The 15,399-nt window shown below is 38.5% G+C and carries 13 protein-coding genes; 6 read left to right on the forward strand and 7 right to left on the reverse strand.

Annotated elements, in window-relative coordinates; all coding sequences use genetic code 11:
• Nucleotides 1-4: 4 nt before the first annotated feature.
• The 3 genes from SOI76_RS18230 to tviB are packed head-to-tail and all read right to left on the reverse strand — an operon-like array spanning nt 5 to nt 3,637.
• Nucleotides 5-1,153 carry a LegC family aminotransferase gene (locus SOI76_RS18230; protein WP_104080410.1) on the reverse strand — a complete coding sequence of 383 codons (1,149 nt, stop codon included), beginning with the start codon at nt 1,151-1,153 and terminating at the stop codon, nt 5-7.
• Nucleotides 1,153-2,349: a UDP-N-acetylglucosamine 4,6-dehydratase gene (locus tag SOI76_RS18235; protein WP_031947019.1), complete on the reverse strand. Its 1,197-nt coding sequence runs from the start codon at nt 2,347-2,349 to the stop codon at nt 1,153-1,155. The genes SOI76_RS18230 and SOI76_RS18235 overlap by 1 nt, the downstream gene beginning before the upstream one ends.
• A 13-nt stretch (nt 2,350-2,362) precedes the next feature.
• Nucleotides 2,363-3,637: a Vi polysaccharide biosynthesis UDP-N-acetylglucosamine C-6 dehydrogenase TviB gene (gene tviB / locus SOI76_RS18240; RefSeq protein ID WP_104080409.1), complete on the reverse strand. Its 1,275-nt coding sequence runs from the start codon at nt 3,635-3,637 to the stop codon at nt 2,363-2,365.
• Nucleotides 3,638-3,992: 355 nt separating this feature from the next.
• Here tviB and wza point away from each other — a divergent pair, with 355 nt between their 5' ends.
• From wza to fklB, 5 genes are all read left to right on the forward strand, one after another.
• The gene (gene wza / locus SOI76_RS18245; protein WP_104080408.1) at nt 3,993-5,093 is read left to right on the forward strand and encodes a polysaccharide biosynthesis/export family protein; all 1,101 of its coding nucleotides are present in this window, start codon (nt 3,993-3,995) and stop codon (nt 5,091-5,093) included.
• Nucleotides 5,094-5,097: 4 nt separating this feature from the next.
• Nucleotides 5,098-5,526: a low molecular weight protein-tyrosine-phosphatase gene (gene ptp / locus SOI76_RS18250; RefSeq protein WP_104080407.1), complete on the forward strand. Its 429-nt coding sequence runs from the start codon at nt 5,098-5,100 to the stop codon at nt 5,524-5,526.
• Nucleotides 5,527-5,545: 19 nt separating this feature from the next.
• Nucleotides 5,546-7,732 carry a polysaccharide biosynthesis tyrosine autokinase gene (gene ptk, locus SOI76_RS18255; protein WP_104080406.1) on the forward strand — a complete coding sequence of 729 codons (2,187 nt, stop codon included), beginning with the start codon at nt 5,546-5,548 and terminating at the stop codon, nt 7,730-7,732.
• Nucleotides 7,733-7,923: 191 nt separating this feature from the next.
• On the forward strand, nt 7,924-8,649 hold the full coding sequence (gene fkpA, locus SOI76_RS18260; protein ID WP_104080405.1) for an FKBP-type peptidyl-prolyl cis-trans isomerase: 726 nt from the start codon (nt 7,924-7,926) through the stop codon (nt 8,647-8,649).
• A gap of 49 nt (nt 8,650-8,698) precedes the next feature.
• A complete protein-coding gene (gene fklB / locus SOI76_RS18265) occupies nt 8,699-9,394 on the forward strand; it encodes an FKBP-type peptidyl-prolyl cis-trans isomerase (protein WP_057067858.1) in 696 nt (231 codons plus the stop codon).
• 48 nt (nt 9,395-9,442) lie between these two features.
• Here fklB and murJ read toward each other — a convergent pair whose 3' ends face one another.
• Together murJ and ampD are read right to left on the reverse strand one after the other, a co-directional pair.
• Nucleotides 9,443-10,993: a murein biosynthesis integral membrane protein MurJ gene (murJ, locus tag SOI76_RS18270; RefSeq protein WP_005804817.1), complete on the reverse strand. Its 1,551-nt coding sequence runs from the start codon at nt 10,991-10,993 to the stop codon at nt 9,443-9,445.
• 72 nt (nt 10,994-11,065) lie between these two features.
• Nucleotides 11,066-11,635, reverse strand: a complete 570-nt coding sequence (gene ampD, locus SOI76_RS18275; protein ID WP_104080404.1) for a 1,6-anhydro-N-acetylmuramyl-L-alanine amidase AmpD — start codon at nt 11,633-11,635, stop codon at nt 11,066-11,068.
• A gap of 171 nt (nt 11,636-11,806) precedes the next feature.
• Here ampD and nadC point away from each other — a divergent pair, with 171 nt between their 5' ends.
• Nucleotides 11,807-12,652 carry a carboxylating nicotinate-nucleotide diphosphorylase gene (gene nadC / locus SOI76_RS18280; protein ID WP_032005758.1) on the forward strand — a complete coding sequence of 282 codons (846 nt, stop codon included), beginning with the start codon at nt 11,807-11,809 and terminating at the stop codon, nt 12,650-12,652.
• Here nadC and SOI76_RS18285 read toward each other — a convergent pair.
• Together SOI76_RS18285 and SOI76_RS18290 are read right to left on the reverse strand one after the other, a co-directional pair.
• A complete protein-coding gene (locus SOI76_RS18285) occupies nt 12,649-12,816 on the reverse strand; it encodes a hypothetical protein (RefSeq protein WP_000938938.1) in 168 nt (55 codons plus the stop codon). The two genes, nadC and SOI76_RS18285, sit on opposite strands and share 4 nt — an antisense overlap.
• 377 nt (nt 12,817-13,193) lie before the next feature.
• On the reverse strand, nt 13,194-15,362 hold the full coding sequence (locus tag SOI76_RS18290; RefSeq protein WP_104080403.1) for a phosphocholine-specific phospholipase C: 2,169 nt from the start codon (nt 15,360-15,362) through the stop codon (nt 13,194-13,196).
• Nucleotides 15,363-15,399 lie beyond the last annotated feature (37 nt).

A 15,399-nucleotide genomic window follows, 5' to 3' on the forward strand; every position in this document is an offset into this window, starting at 1 on the left:
TTTATTACTCCAGAGGAACTGAACTTGGAATATTTACAACTCTTTCTTCCAACCATAATGAGTTAGTTAAATCGCCTTGTAATGCAGTTTGGTACATTGGCAATCTGGTCATTAAAGTCCAGATTGGGCGAGTCATCACCTTATTTGAATTGGTTTCATCCAAAATCAAATCTCGTTGTGCTTTATCTTTACAAACAATGGCATTTAACCAATAGTTAGATCGGCAGTCTTCAGGTTCCACAACAAATGAAATATCACTATCTTTAAAGAAATCTTGATATTGCTGAGCTAAATCACGCTTTTTAGCAAGGAAACCTTCCAAGCCTTCCATTTGTGCACAACCTAAAGCAGCATTCAAATTTGGTAAACGGTAGTTAAAACCATTTTCATCATGATAAAACTCATAAGGATGCGGTATTTTTGCAGTTGTCGTAATGTGCTTCGCTCTTATGCCAAGTTCTTCATCTTGACACAAAACCATACCACCGCCGCCTGTAGTGATGACTTTATTTCCGTTAAAGCTAAGTGCTGAAACTAGACCAAAAGTTCCGGTATGTTTACCTTTGTAGTAAGAACCTAAACTTTCGGCAGCGTCTTCAACTAATGCAATATTCCACTTGGTTACGACCTGTTGAAGCTCATCAATTTCAACTGGATGGCCAAATGTATGCATTGGAACGATTGCAGAAATACGTTTATTCGTTGCTGTGTGTTTACATACACCTTGGTCATCAATAAAAGCATTGTCTTGCAAATAAGCGTCTAATGCCTTTGGGCACAAACCGAGTGTCTTTAATGAAACATCAATAAATAATGGTTCCGCGCCAATATAAGACAAGGCATTACAAGTTGCGACAAAAGTCAAAGCTTGCGTAATTACGATATCGTCGCGCTTTACACCAGCTAGTAAAAGAGCAATATGTAATGCAGCTGTTCCATTAACAGTCGCAATGGCTTTAGCGCAGCCTGTAAATTGTTGAACCTTGGCTTCAAAGTCATTTACATAGGCACCCACACTAGAGACAAAAGTACTGTCAATTGTATCTAATACATATTTCTTTTCATTACCAAGAAAACGAGGTTCGTGTAATGGAATAAAATTATTGGTACGATAAATATCTCGTACAAACTGATTAAATTTAGAAGTATCCATTACATTTTCCCATCTAAATATAAACCTGTTTCTTTGTGTCCAAAGTTAGGCATCATATAGTTAAATAGATCAACAATTTCTTCTTTATTCCACTGCTTATTTGAAAGCATTGCATGAATTTTTTCTTCAAATACATGCAACTTGTCCTCTTCAACATTTAGTTCGTTTTTAATAACACCTAAATTATTAAAACGTTGCATATCTAAAGTTTCATTATCGGTAAAGAACTCTTCAAAATCTTTCTCACCCGTAGTTGTGCTTCCAGCAAATAAACAAGGCCATTTTCCTTGTTTTGGCAAAGTCTGAATTAAGCTACGCGCTTCATCCTCAGACTCACACAAATACGGCTCATATCCAAGGTTATTAAGATATTTGACTGCAATATCAGCAAAAGTAATGAGGTGTAAGTGCTCGCTAAGCTTAGGGAAGAAAATATCTCTATTCTCACCTAGTAAACAAGACATGAGGCAGAGCTCACCAGATTCTTTCGGAGTAACGAAATAACGGCGAATATCATTTGGCGCAGCAATTGGCTGATTTTTCTGGATGCGTTGATTAAAACCATGTAGTAAAGAACCATCTGAAAATGCAACATTTGCAAAACGAGCCGTTGAAATATCAATATGCTGACTTTGGCGCATAAGGAACATTTCCATAATACGCTTTGAGCCACCCATCATATTTACAGGGTTAGCAGCTTTATCTGTCGAAACGCAGAAATACTTTTTCACGCCTTTTTCAATAGACTGCTGAATCGTTTTTTCAGTATTCAAAATATTGACATGAATCATTCGCATTAATGTAAATGGATCTTTTTCACTACGTACATGCTTCAAAGCAGAAAGATTTAAAACGTAGTCAAAATCACCATCATTCTGAATATATGCATCATACTCAGCAGAGCCAATATCTAGTGCAAATGTTTGGAAATCACCATCAATGTAGCCAAACGAGCTACGAATATCACGAACAACTTCTGTTAAATTATTTTCTGAAATATCAACAACGTGTAGTTTCTTAGGATTACGTTTAAAAATTTCTTTAACAACTGCTTGGCCAATAGATCCAGCCCCACCTAAAACTAAAAACTTCGATGAGGAAACAATTTCGATTAACTTATTATTCCAATGTTGAATATCATCAACAAAAAGCTCTTGTGTTCTGCCAATTAAATTTAATTGAATATCTGTAGACATTATAAAACCCTAATCAAAGTCTAATATTTGAACTTTCTTTATCCAAAACATATTTCAAATCATAAAGTACATGCTTTTCTTTACCTAAAGCATGGAACTCATCAACACTCATGGATTTAAACTGGTTATGTGCTACCGCAATGACGATCGCATCATACAAGCCTTGTTGTAATTCTTTAATTGGCGCTAGGCCATATTCGTGTTGTACTTCTGTATCATCGACCCATGGATCATAGATATCTAAATCTAAATCATACTCTTTCAGCGCTTTAATAAAATCGACAATTTTTGTATTACGAATATCTGGACAGTTTTCTTTAAAACTGAGTCCCATCACCAAAATACGAGCGCCAACAACTTGTATACGCTGCTTCACCATTTCTTTGATAAGTTGGGTTGCCACATGTTCACCCATACGATCATTTAAACGGCGAGCCGCTAAAATAATTTCTGGATGCAACCCAATAGATTGGGCTTTATGAGTTAAATAATATGGGTCTACACCAATACAGTGTCCACCTACTAACCCAGGACGAAATGGCAAAAAGTTCCATTTTGTGCCCGCAGCCTTAAGTACATCTTCGGTATCAATACCTAATTTATTAAAAATAAGTGCTAACTCATTAATCAAAGCGATATTGACATCACGTTGTGTGTTTTCGATTACTTTAGCTGCTTCTGCTACTTTTATATTCGGTGCCTTATGAGTTCCTGCCTCAATTATAAGATTGTAGACATCATCAACATAATCAGCGATTTCAGGGGTAGAGCCTGAAGTAATTTTTAAAATATTAGTTACACGGTGCTGCTTGTCGCCGGGATTAATCCGCTCTGGACTATAACCTGCAAAGAAATCTTGATTAAACTTGAGTCCCGATACTTTTTCTAATACAGGAATACACACTTCTTCCGTTGCGCCTGGGTATACAGTAGATTCATAAACTACTACATCACCCTTTTTAAGCACCTGACCAATACTGGTCGATGCTTTGATTAAAGGCGTGAGATCCGGTTGTTTAAAGTCATCAATTGGTGTTGGAACCGTTACAATAAAAAAATTACTGTTTTTTAAGTCCTTCAAGTCAGCGGTATAACTTAATTGCACCGCCTGTTGTAATTCTTGTGGTGACACTTCTAAGGTATGATCTTTACCGTTTTTGAGCTCATCAATACGTTTTTGATAAATATCAAAACCAACAACTGGTACTTTTTTCCCAAACTCAACTGCCAACGGCAAGCCTACATAGCCCAACCCAATAATTGCTATTTTTAAATTGGCAATTTGCATATAAACGAGCCTTTTTCCTTAGAGTTTATATCTAATAAATCATGCTTTTGGCACTGACAATGCAGCGTACTATATCAGATTTTAAGTTAGCACCGCATACCAATTGTATAAATGTGTTTACAGCACTTATAAGTAGAATTTATTAGTTTAGCTAAAATCATACATTTTTAATATTTCTGATGAATGACTGCTGTCTAAACAGGTCGATCAGATAAACTAAACATACAAAGCACTACGATTTTTCGATGTTTTTTCATTTCTTTTCAGCTAGAATCAGTTCAGCCTGCGTTTAATAGACACTTGTTACTATGCAGTGGACAATATCAATTAAAGATAAATACACAAAGGGTTGCGTGTGAAGTATTGCCAGTTTTTTTCTGTTCTTGCCTTAAGTTTAAGTGCTGCCAGTTGTGCAGTTACTTCCGGTTTACAAACTTATGATATTCCTAATGAAGGCGTTTATAGAACAGACCTTGGAACTACCGTTAATGTAGTTAAAATTTCTCAAGAAACATTACCAGCGATACAACCTGCTCAAGTTGACTATCAACGTGACTATGCAGCTTTATTTAAAAATCAACAACCTATATATCGTTTAAGTTCAGGTGATGTTCTTTCTATTCAACTTTGGGCATATCCTGAAATTACCCCTCCTGTAAACAGTATTAGTAATGAACAATCTGTTCAAGCGAATGGCTACCCTATAGATCAAAGTGGTTATATCCAATTTCCATTAGTAGGTCGCTATAAAGCTTCTGGTAAAACACTCGCTCAAGTCAACCGTGAGCTACATAGTCAATTGGCCCGTTTTTTAAAAAACCCGGATGTGGTAGTTCGTGTAGTCTCTTATGAGGGACAGCGCTTCTCTGTTCAAGGCAGTGTTACTAAAGGTGGCCAATTTTACTTAAGCGACCAACCTGTCAGTATTTATACTGCATTGGGTATGGCAGGCGGTGTAACAACTACTGGAGATAACACTTATATTCAACTCATCCGGAATGGTCGAACTTATAACTTAAATACCATTGATTTAGAAAAAGCTGGCTATTCACTGCACAAACTTTTGGTTCAGCCGAACGATACGCTTTATGTCAGTACTCGTGAGAACCAAAAAATTTATGTAATGGGAGAGTCTGGTAAAAACCAAGCATTGCCAATGCGTGACCAAGGCATGACATTGACTGATGCATTAGGTGAAAGTTTAGGAGTAAATCCCTTATCCGGAAGCGCAAGCCGTATTTATGTAGTACGGACTAACCCAAATGATCATACAACCGAAATTTATCATTTAAATTTAATGAGTATTGGTGATTTTGGTTTAGCGAATCAATTTAAATTACGTAGTAATGATGTGGTTTATGTTGATGCGACTGGCTTAACCCGTTGGCAACGTATTGTTAACCAAATTATTCCTTTCTCAAATGCTTTATATAACATAGACCGTTTGGGACAATAATTTTATGCAAATTAAAAATATTTTGGTGGTTTGTATTGGAAATATCTGCCGTAGCCCAATGGCAGAATATTTATTAAAACAGCAATATCCTCAACTCAACATTGAATCAGCTGGTATTTCTGGTCTTGTAGGCCATCAAGCAGATGAAAAAGCCCAGCTTTGTATGCAACGTTTAGGTATTGATATGCAACCGCATGTTGCAAGAAAACTCAATGCCGAGCTCATCAAAAAAGCTGATCTAATTTTGGTCATGAGTCATAATCAGCAAAAGCATATTGAACAAACTTGGCCTTTTGCAAAAGGAAAAACCTACCGCTTAGGCCATTGGCAAAATAAAAATGTGCCCGATCCTTACCGCCATGATCAAGCAGTATTTGATGAAACCTGCCAACTCATTCAGCAATGTGTGACTGGCTGGAAACCTTATATTTAACGTCTAGATTTTTAAGCATATGAACCAACAGAATACTAATACCGAAGATACAATTGACTTAAAAGAATTGTTTTTTTCACTGATTGCTCAGTGGAAGCTCATTGCTCTATGCGTTATTTTAAGCGTTGTATGTGCTCTACTCTATTTACGCGTAACGCCAGATACCTATTCGGTAGATGCATTGGTTCAGGTTGAAGACAGTAAAGGAGCTTCTGCTGCACTTTTAGGTGATTTATCGCAAATGATTGAGCAAAAATCACCAGCTCAAGCAGAAATCGAAATTTTAAAATCTCGTTTGGTTTTAGGTTCTGTTATTAAAGATTTACACTTAAATATACAGGTGTCTAGCACAGAGAATACTTTCACTCATCGCTTACTAAGTAATCCAGAATATCAAACTGTATATAATACGAAATCAGTCATTTTTAAGGATGGCTTAAAAAGTTTTGATATCCGTCAGTTTGAGATTCCTGCTTATTACCTAGATAAGAACTTACTTATTGATTTTGATAAACAATCTTTACGTATAACAGACCCGACAACTGAAGAAGTTATCTTAACTGTTCCATTAAACCAACTTAATCAGGTTAGAGGGCCTCATGGGGTATGGAAAGTTGCCATCTTTACAAAAGATCAATTTGACGCGACCTATAATATTAAAAGTCTGTCTTTACCTATTGCTGTAAACGCTATTAGCGCAAATTATGCTGTGGCAGAACGCGGTAAACTTACTGGGGTTTTAGGCTTAACTTATCAAGGGCAAGACAAAGAGCATATCACCAAAGTCTTAAATGCTATTTTAGCCACTTATAGTGCACAAAATATTGAACGCCGCTCGGCTGAGTCTGCTCAAACCTTAAAGTTTCTGGATGAACAGCTGCCTGACTTAAAAAAACAGCTTGATGATGCAGAACGCCAATTTAACAAATTCCGTCAACAATACAATACAGTTGATGTGACCAAGGAATCCGAGCTGTATTTAACCCAAAGTATTACTTTGGAAACTAAAAAAGCAGAGCTTGAGCAAAAGCAAGCAGAAATGGCAGCTAAATATACGGCTGAACATCCCGCAATGCGTGAAATTAATGGTCAGCTCGCTGCTATTAATAAGCAAATTGGTGAGCTCAATAGTACATTAAAACAATTACCGGATGTACAGCGCCAGTATTTACAGCTTTATCGTGAAGTTGAAGTCAAAACCCAACTCTACACAGCCCTACTCAACTCATACCAACAACTTCGTATTGCAAAAGCGGGTGAAATTGGTAATGTACGTATTGTAGACACTGCTGTTGAACCAGTTGAACCAATTAAACCTAAAAAACTGTTAGTTCTTATTCTATCCGTGTTTGCCGGGGGCTTTATTGGAACTCTCATTGCTTTATTACGTAATATGTTACGTACAGGTATTAAAGATTCGGGTCAAATTGAAAATGAGTTGGACTTACCAGTTTATGCAACAGTTCCCCGCTCTCCAATTCAAGAAAGCCGTATCAAAATTTTAAAGAAAAAGAAGAGTATTCCTATTCTTGCGGTTAAAAATAGTGATGATATTGCAATTGAGAGCTTACGTAGTATTCGTACTGCGATTCACTTTGCTTTAGCAAATGCAAAAAACAATATCATTATGATTGCTGGCCCTTCACCGGAAGTTGGTAAATCATTTATTTCGACGAATCTTGCAACGATTTTTGCACAAGGCGACAAACGAGTACTATTGATTGATGCCGATATGCGCCGTGGTTATATGCATAAATACTTTGATGTTGATGTGAAACCGGGTCTTTCTGAATTGTTAAGTGGACAAACTGATCTACAAAAAGTATTACACAAAACTCAAGTTGCTAACCTTGATGTAATTACTCGTGGTAAAAGCCCAACAAATCCTTCTGAGATTTTAAGTTCTAACCAATTTAAAGAACTACTTGAACAGCTCCAAGGTCAATATGACCACATCATTATCGATACTCCACCAGTACTTGCAGTAACCGATGGTATTATTATTTCACAATATACTGGTGTGAACTTAATTGTTGCGCGTTATGCTAAGTCGCAAATGAAAGAACTTGAATTAACGCTTAATCGCTTTGAACAAGCAGGTGTTAAAGTCAACGGCTTTATCCTTAACGATATTCAACGTGCGAGCGCGGGTTATGGTTATGGCTATAACTATGCTTACGCATATAAAGCACAAAAAGAAGATTAATCGTAAAGTGATAAGAGAACCGGATCAAATGATCCGGTTTTTTATTTAAGATTTTTTTAAGTCTATTCCTACTAAAACTAACTAAAATATATAAAAAACCACTCGTTTTTTTTCTTAAACATTCTATGCTTAAGCATGCTAAGATCAAAAGCAGCCTTTTTAGACTCAAATGATTATTTTTGGAACCTTTTATGAGTAAAGCCTTACCCATTGCTGTCGCTGTAGTTTTAGGCGGTGCTGCACTTGTACCAGTTTATTATGCAAGCCAACATCCGACCACAGAAGTCGGAAGCAAAGTAAATAAAAATGCCTCTCCAATTGAAAAAATCAGTTATGTTCTTGGTTACGAAGTTGCTCAGCAAACTCCACCTGAACTAGACACAAAATCATTTGTGAAAGGGATTCATGATGCTCGTAATAAGCAACCAAGTGCTTATACTCAAGAAGAGTTAAAAGCTGCTGTTGCTGCTTATGAAAAAGAATTGCAGCAAAAAATGCAACAACAAGATAAACCACAGCAAGCCGCTGGTGCAGCGTCTGAATCTGCAGATGTTCAATTCCTTGCAGAAAATAAAACAAAAGCTGGTGTAAAAACTACAGCGTCTGGCTTGCAATATATCATCACTAAAGAAGGCACAGGTAAACAACCAACTGCGCAGTCTATGGTTAAAGTACATTACGAAGGCCGACTAATTAATGGTCAAGTTTTTGATAGTTCTTATAAGCGCGGTGAGCCTGTTGAGTTTCCTCTCAATCAAGTTATTCCAGGCTGGACTGAAGGGCTTCAGCTCATGAAAGAAGGCGGCAAAGCGACGTTCTTTATTCCATCTAATCTTGCTTATGGTCCTCAGGAACTTCCTGGTATTCCAGCAAACAGTACGCTGATTTTTGATGTAGAACTCATTTCAGTGAAATAAAAACATTCAGGAGAGTAAAACAGTACTCTCCTTTTTTTTGGAAAACGGCATGAAAAAAATTGGTTTAATTATTGCAACATCAACAATGAGTTTATCTGTTTTTGCTGCTGCACCTATCACAAATAAAAGCCCAGCAAAAGAACAATTTAGCTATAGTTATGGTTATTTAATGGGCCGTAATAATACTGATGCTTTAACAGATCTAAATCTTGATATTTTTTATCAGGGTTTACAAGAAGGTGCTCAGAACAAAACCGCACGCTTAACTGACGAAGAAATGGCGAAAGCGATTAATGATTATAAAAAAACTTTAGAAGCTAAGCAGCTTGTTGAATTTCAAAAAGTAGGACAACAAAATGCTCAAGCAGGTGCTGCATTTCTTGCTGATAATGCAAAAAAATTGGGCGTAATCACGACTAAATCAGGTCTCCAATACCAAGTATTAAAAGAAGGTACAGGTAAAAAACCGAAAGCTGTATCACGTGTTAAAGTAAATTATGAAGGCCGTTTACTCGACGGAACTGTGTTTGACAGCTCAATCGCACGTAATCATCCAGTTGAGTTTCAGCTCAGCCAAGTGATTGCAGGCTGGACTGAAGGTCTGCAAACCATGAAAGAAGGCGGTAAAACCCGTTTCTTTATCCCTGCAAATCTCGCTTACGGTGAAGTCGGTGCAGGTGACACGATTGGTCCCAATAGCACTTTAATTTTCGATATCGAATTGCTACAAGTTTTGCCAAAATAAATGTATTAGTATAAAAAAAGCGATCATTTAAGATCGCTTTTTTTATTTTTAGTGTTTTAAATCTCTAGGTCGAAAACCCGTAAGGATTAAACCGATCAGGTAAGCAATTATCCCAACTACGCATAGCCCTACGACTTCGGCAACACGTAACCACTGTGAAAGCTCTCCGTTATACCAATTGAGCCCAAACCAAAGCGCTGCAATCATAGCGAGGTTTGCTAAACCATATTGAAGTCCTAATTTCTTCCAATGCGGACCAAATCGGAAAATATTACGCTTATGCAAATAGAAGTAGAGTAAACCGGCATTTACTAACGCTGAACCTGAAGATGCTAGTGCAAGTGCCATATGTTCTGCATGCCAATCAATAAGCTTAAAGAAGCCGATAAATACAACGTTTAAAATCGCATTAGCAGCAACTGACATTAAACCTACACGCACTGGTGTTTTTGTGTCTTGTTGTGCATAGAAACCGGGTGCAAATACTTTAATAAGCATGAAAGAAATTACACCAGCACTCATACATTGCAATGCTAGAGCTGTCATTTGTGTATCACGTAGATCAAACTCACCACGCTGGAATAATGCTTGAATAATCGGTGTTGAAAGCATAAATAAAGCAATACTTGCCGGCAACCCTACCAATACAATGACTTTTGCAGCCCAGTCGATCATACCGCGGAACTTTGCTTGATCCTGCTCTGCATGACGGGCAGAAAGTGAAGGCAAAATTACTGTACCAATCGCAACCCCAATTAAACCTAAAGGTAGCTCAGTCATACGCTCAGCGCTGTAGAGCCAAGACACTGAACCATCTTGCATGAAAGATGCCCAAATCGTATTTAGCAATAGGTTAATCTGAGTCACCGATACACCAAATAATGCTGGAAGCATTAATTTTAAAATACGTTCTACGCCTTCATGTTTAAAATCAACTTTAGGTGGAATCAGTAGGTTTTTACGCCACAATTCAGGGATTTGTATCGCTAACTGTAATACCCCAGCCGCAACAACTGACCAGCCTAATGCTTTGATTGGCTCAGCCATATACGGCGTAAGCCACCACGCTCCTGCAATCATCGCTACATTTAGTAAAACTGGCGAAAAAGCTGGTGAGGCAAACGAACCATAACTATTTAAGATGCTGCTGGCAAAAGCCGTGAGCGACATAAACATTAAATACGGAATGGTCAAACGGAACATACTGACAGCTAAATCGAACTTTTCCGGATCACTGTGGAAGCCCGGTGCATACATATAGATGATCGCAGGTGCTAAAACCATAGCCACAAAAGTGAGCAACGTCATGACTGTGAGTAAACAGCCAAATACGCGACTAATTAAAATCTGTACTTCAGCATGTGCTCGACCTGTTTTATATTCAGTTAATACGGGAATAAACGCTTGAGAAAAAGCCCCTTCAGCAAACAACCGTCGAAAGAAGTTAGGAATACGAAAAGCAACGACGAAGGTATCAAAATCTTTACCTGCACCAAACACGTTGAGCAATACGACATCACGTACTAATCCTAACACTCGTGACAACATCGTCATTGCACTGACAATAAAAGTCGATCGCCACAATGCCATCGCACTCACCTACAGCTATATTCGAAAGTCGCTATTGTAATGAAACTAAAAAATCTTTTCGTTGTGAAATGATGAATGAACTCAACTTTTTTTCTGAGCAAGTAATTGCCTAAAGTGCTGCCATTTAAAATGAGGGCCCGGATCGGTTTTTCGGCCAGGAGCAACATCCGAATGCCCAGCAATATGGTTTTTAATTTCTGGATAAGCTTGGCGAATGGCAGTAACAACGTCAGTTAATACTTGATATTGTACATCTTCAAAAGGTAAATCATCACTTCCTTCAAGCTCGATACCAATTGAATAATCATTGCATTCAACTTTGGCTAAGTAGCTTGAACGCCCTGCATGCCATGCACGATCATTAAAGTTAACAAACTGTAGGACTTCACCTGTTCGTAAAATTAACAGGTGTGTAGAGACTTGCATACCTTCAATAGTCTGAAAATAGGGATGAACTGACCAATCTAATTTATTCTGGAAAAACTGCTCAATATAGCCACCTCCAAATTGAGACGGTGGCAAACTAATATTATGAACCACAATCATTTGAATTTCGGTACCAGTCGGACGCTGGTTAAAATTTGGAGAAGGGATTTGCCTCGCCCCTTTTAATTGTCCATCTATAACTTCATACGCTGTGATTTGCTTCATTGAGATGCCAATAAATTGCTTGCCAATTGTTTTAGTTTAAAACAGTTATCTACTTTTCAAAGTAGTAAATGCGATTGTTTATCGCGATTAATCTCATAAAACAGCTTATTTTTCAGGTCGACGATGCTAATATATCGCAAGTTTTAGGGTCATCGACAAAATGGAAACCGTATGAGCATACCTCAGTCTTTGCTTGAACAATCAATTCAAATCAATATTCAACAAGCATTACAAGAAGATATTGGGGACGGTGACATTACCGCGATGCTCACACCTGAAGATGAGCAAGCCACTGCAACCATTATTAGCCGCGAAGATATGGTTTTAGCTGGACAGCCGTGGGTAAATGCACTCATCTCAGCTTATGACAATACTGTTCAGGTGACTTGGCTAAAACAAGAAGGTGAACGTGTTGCTGCAAACGAAGCCTTTTTAAAGCTTGCTGGTTCTGCACGTAGCTTACTGACTGTAGAGCGCCCTGCTTTAAACTTTATTCAAACTTTGTCTGCTGTTGCAACAAAAACTGCTGAATATGTTCAACATCTTGAAGGTTTAAATACAAAACTTCTCGATACACGTAAAACTCTACCAGGCTTACGTATTGCACAAAAATATGCGGTTGCTATTGGCGGCGGACAAAACCATCGTCTTGGCTTATTTGATGCGTTCTTAATTAAAGAAAACCATATTATGGCAGCGGGTGGTATTGCTCAAGCAATCACCAAAGCACATCAAATTGCACCGGGCAAACCTGTTGAAGTCGAAGTTGAAACTTGGGATGAACTAAACCAAGCACTTGAAGCTGGGGCGGACATTGTCATGCTCGATAACTTCAGTCAACAGCAAATGATTGATGCCGTAAAACATGTGGCGGGCCGCTGTAAACTCGAAGCATCTGGCAATATCACTATTGAAAATTTGCGCGAAGTTGCCACTACTGGTGTTGACTACATTTCTATGGGTGTACTGACTAAAGACGTTAGAGCTGTTGATTTATCTATGCGTTTTAATGCTTAGATAAAATCTGCGTCATTATTGGTATTTTTTTGCGACTTGGTCATGTCTGCAGCTTGTGTTTTTTGCCACGCTGACTGAGTCGCTTGTGCCCCACCATCACGTGGGTCAGCAGCCATTAAAACAAATGTAACTACTGCTAATAATACAATAAAACCTTGTAGCATAAATTTTCCCCATTACTTTAAAAATTCAGGGTTTCAAGGTAAAAGATAAATATGACCAGGCTTAGGAGATTCTGTTACAAAAGGTAAGCCTTTATTTTTATTATTCATCTATACGACAGTATCTTCCAACATAGTATTTTATATAAACACCCTATTCCCTTTATTTACTATCGTGACAGGTGACATGGATGTCACCGTTTCTCTGTGTTATATGGAAGTAACATCAGAGAAACAGAGGTTTTTGTCACTTTTGACCTTTCAAAAGTGAGGAAGCCTATACAACATCTATTTGAATTTCATGTGATATAAGGCCGTGCTTTTTTATCAAAGTCATCTAAATCGGCTTTAAATAACAATTCCAATTCAGAGTATATAACTTAAGACTCTAAATAACCCATATAAGGATCAGAAATTGAATCTTCTTGAGTTTCAATACGTCCTGCAAAACGACGACTAAACGTAGCGTCATCAGCTAAAGTCACAGTGAAGTCATACCAACCCCCAAATTCAGACATATCCCAAACCAGTTCTTTTTCAGAACTATTCGTTTCTATATTCCAAGTCTTATTTGGAAGATAAGCATTTGCTTTGACGTTGAGCTTGACTGACTTATTACCATCATGACGCACTTTTAAATACAAATTCGCATCACATTCTTCCACACATACTCTAATTTCCGGTAAAGCTTGAGTCTGGTTAACTTGACTCAAATTACCTTTAAATGCACGGTGGAAACCATTTGGTCCAAGTACCCACAAATCGTACTGCCCATTTGTAGTATTCCACACGTCATCAAGCTGTTTACCCGCCTCAACCATATAGCGACGAGGAGCTACCGTAAGATCTAATCGGTTATAGACATGGAAAACGGCTGCCTGTTTACCCGTATTAGAGAACATCAGCTTTACAGTCTTTTGTGCTGCATCGACTTTGGCACTGGTGTGCAAAATATATGGCAAAGCACGTGATGGTCTAATTCCCATTTCTTGCTGAGGAAATTGCTGCTGGCTCGGAACAGGAACTTGTGGCAATAAAGCTTGAGCAACACGAATCGCATCGGCTTCCGCTTTTGTTTTCTTCCCATCTAGTTCAGCAACAGGCAGAACGTTCGGTGTTTTAAAATTAAATGCTGACGTTAAATCACCACATACGGCGCGGCGGTATGGACTAATGTTAGGTTCTTGCACACCAAAGCGTTTTTCCAAAAACTGTAAAATAGAGGTATGGTCAAAGACTTGAGAATTTACCCATCCTCCACGGCTCCACGGCGAAATTACATACATTGGAACGCGTATACCTGGGCCATACACCCGCCCATCCGTTTCGGGTTGAGATTTTGAAGTCGCTACAGCTGGATGGTTAAAGTACTCATAAGATACTTGCTGATCACTTAATGTAGTTTTTCCATATACAACACCGTTTATATCTTTAGAAGGTGCACTTGGTGAAGGAACATGGTCAAAGAAACCGTCATTTTCATCGAAGTTCACCAATAAAACGGTTTGGCTCCACAACTCAGGGTTTTCAGTTAATGCATTTAATACTTCCTGAATATACCAAGCACCTTGCACAGGACTAGATGGCCCTGGATGTTCACTGTAAGTTGCAGGAGCGACCAACCAACTCACCTGCGGTAATTTACCTTGTGCGATATCAGCTTTAAAAGTTCCTAAAAAACCACCGTCCGGCATGGTATTGGCAATACCTTTGTAAAGTGGTTGAGTCGCATCAATCTTTTCATCGTATGCTGGGCATATTGGTGTATCGTTGCTGACAGGCTGACCAGATTGCTCGTTTGCACGGCGATACTGTTTGAAACCAGCTAAAGGGTTATCAGTAAAGTTATCCGGCATGTTTTGATAAACTTTCCATGTCACGCCAGCCTGCTGTAAGCGCTCAGGATACGTCGTCCATTCATAACCTTCTGTTGATGGTCCAATTCCATCAAATTCGTTGACCACACTGGCGACACCTGCACCCGTAGGGCCATTCGTTCCCGTCCAGATAAACTTACGGTTTGGGTTGGTCCCTGCATGCATGGCACAGTGGTAAGCATCACAAATGGTAAAAGCATTCGCTAAAGCAAACTGATATTCAACTTCTTGTTTTTTATAATAACCCATCGATTGTGTTTTTTTAGACGCCACCCAATCACTCATTCGCCCATTGTCCCAAGCGGCTTGGCCATCAGACCAAGAGTGAGGTGTACCTGAAACACGCTGAGCATTTCCTAAACGGCTGTCGAGATGGTAAGGCAATACTTTCTTTTTATTCGCATCGTATTGCTCCCAAACCTTTCGGCCTTCCGTCATAGGAATAGTAAAGCGGTCACCAAAACCACGTACACCTTTTAGTGTTCCAAAGTAATTATCAAATGAACGGTTTTCCTGAGTCAAAATCACAATGTGTTTAACATCTTGAATTGTTCCACTTTCAACTTTGGCGTCAATTGCTAACGCTTTTTGAATACTCAGCGGGAAACTCGCTAGAGCAGCTGTCCCAAACATGGTTTTTGTAGAATTTAAAAGAAATTCGCGACGATTCATTAGTTCTATCCTGAGTTCTTATTATGGTGCACAGTGC

This window comes from Acinetobacter pittii, assembly GCF_034064985.1.
Lineage (GTDB): Bacteria > Pseudomonadota > Gammaproteobacteria > Pseudomonadales > Moraxellaceae > Acinetobacter > Acinetobacter pittii_H.

Bases quoted from the DNA above. Each gene is read 5' to 3' on its own strand.
- SOI76_RS18285 (WP_000938938.1), bottom strand. From the start codon at position 12,816: ATGCTACAAGGTTTTATTGTATTATTAGCAGTAGTTACATTTGTTTTA.
- nadC (WP_032005758.1), top strand. From the start codon at position 11,807: ATGAGCATACCTCAGTCTTTGCTTGAACAATCAATTCAAATCAATATT.
- SOI76_RS18235 (WP_031947019.1), bottom strand. From the start codon at position 2,349: ATGTCTACAGATATTCAATTAAATTTAATTGGCAGAACACAAGAGCTT.
- ptp (WP_104080407.1), top strand. From the start codon at position 5,098: ATGCAAATTAAAAATATTTTGGTGGTTTGTATTGGAAATATCTGCCGT.
- fklB (WP_057067858.1), top strand. From the start codon at position 8,699: ATGAAAAAAATTGGTTTAATTATTGCAACATCAACAATGAGTTTATCT.
- fkpA (WP_104080405.1), top strand. From the start codon at position 7,924: ATGAGTAAAGCCTTACCCATTGCTGTCGCTGTAGTTTTAGGCGGTGCT.
- tviB (WP_104080409.1), bottom strand. From the start codon at position 3,637: ATGCAAATTGCCAATTTAAAAATAGCAATTATTGGGTTGGGCTATGTA.
- ampD (WP_104080404.1), bottom strand. From the start codon at position 11,635: ATGAAGCAAATCACAGCGTATGAAGTTATAGATGGACAATTAAAAGGG.
- SOI76_RS18230 (WP_104080410.1), bottom strand. From the start codon at position 1,153: ATGGATACTTCTAAATTTAATCAGTTTGTACGAGATATTTATCGTACC.
- SOI76_RS18290 (WP_104080403.1), bottom strand. From the start codon at position 15,362: ATGAATCGTCGCGAATTTCTTTTAAATTCTACAAAAACCATGTTTGGG.
- ptk (WP_104080406.1), top strand. From the start codon at position 5,546: ATGAACCAACAGAATACTAATACCGAAGATACAATTGACTTAAAAGAA.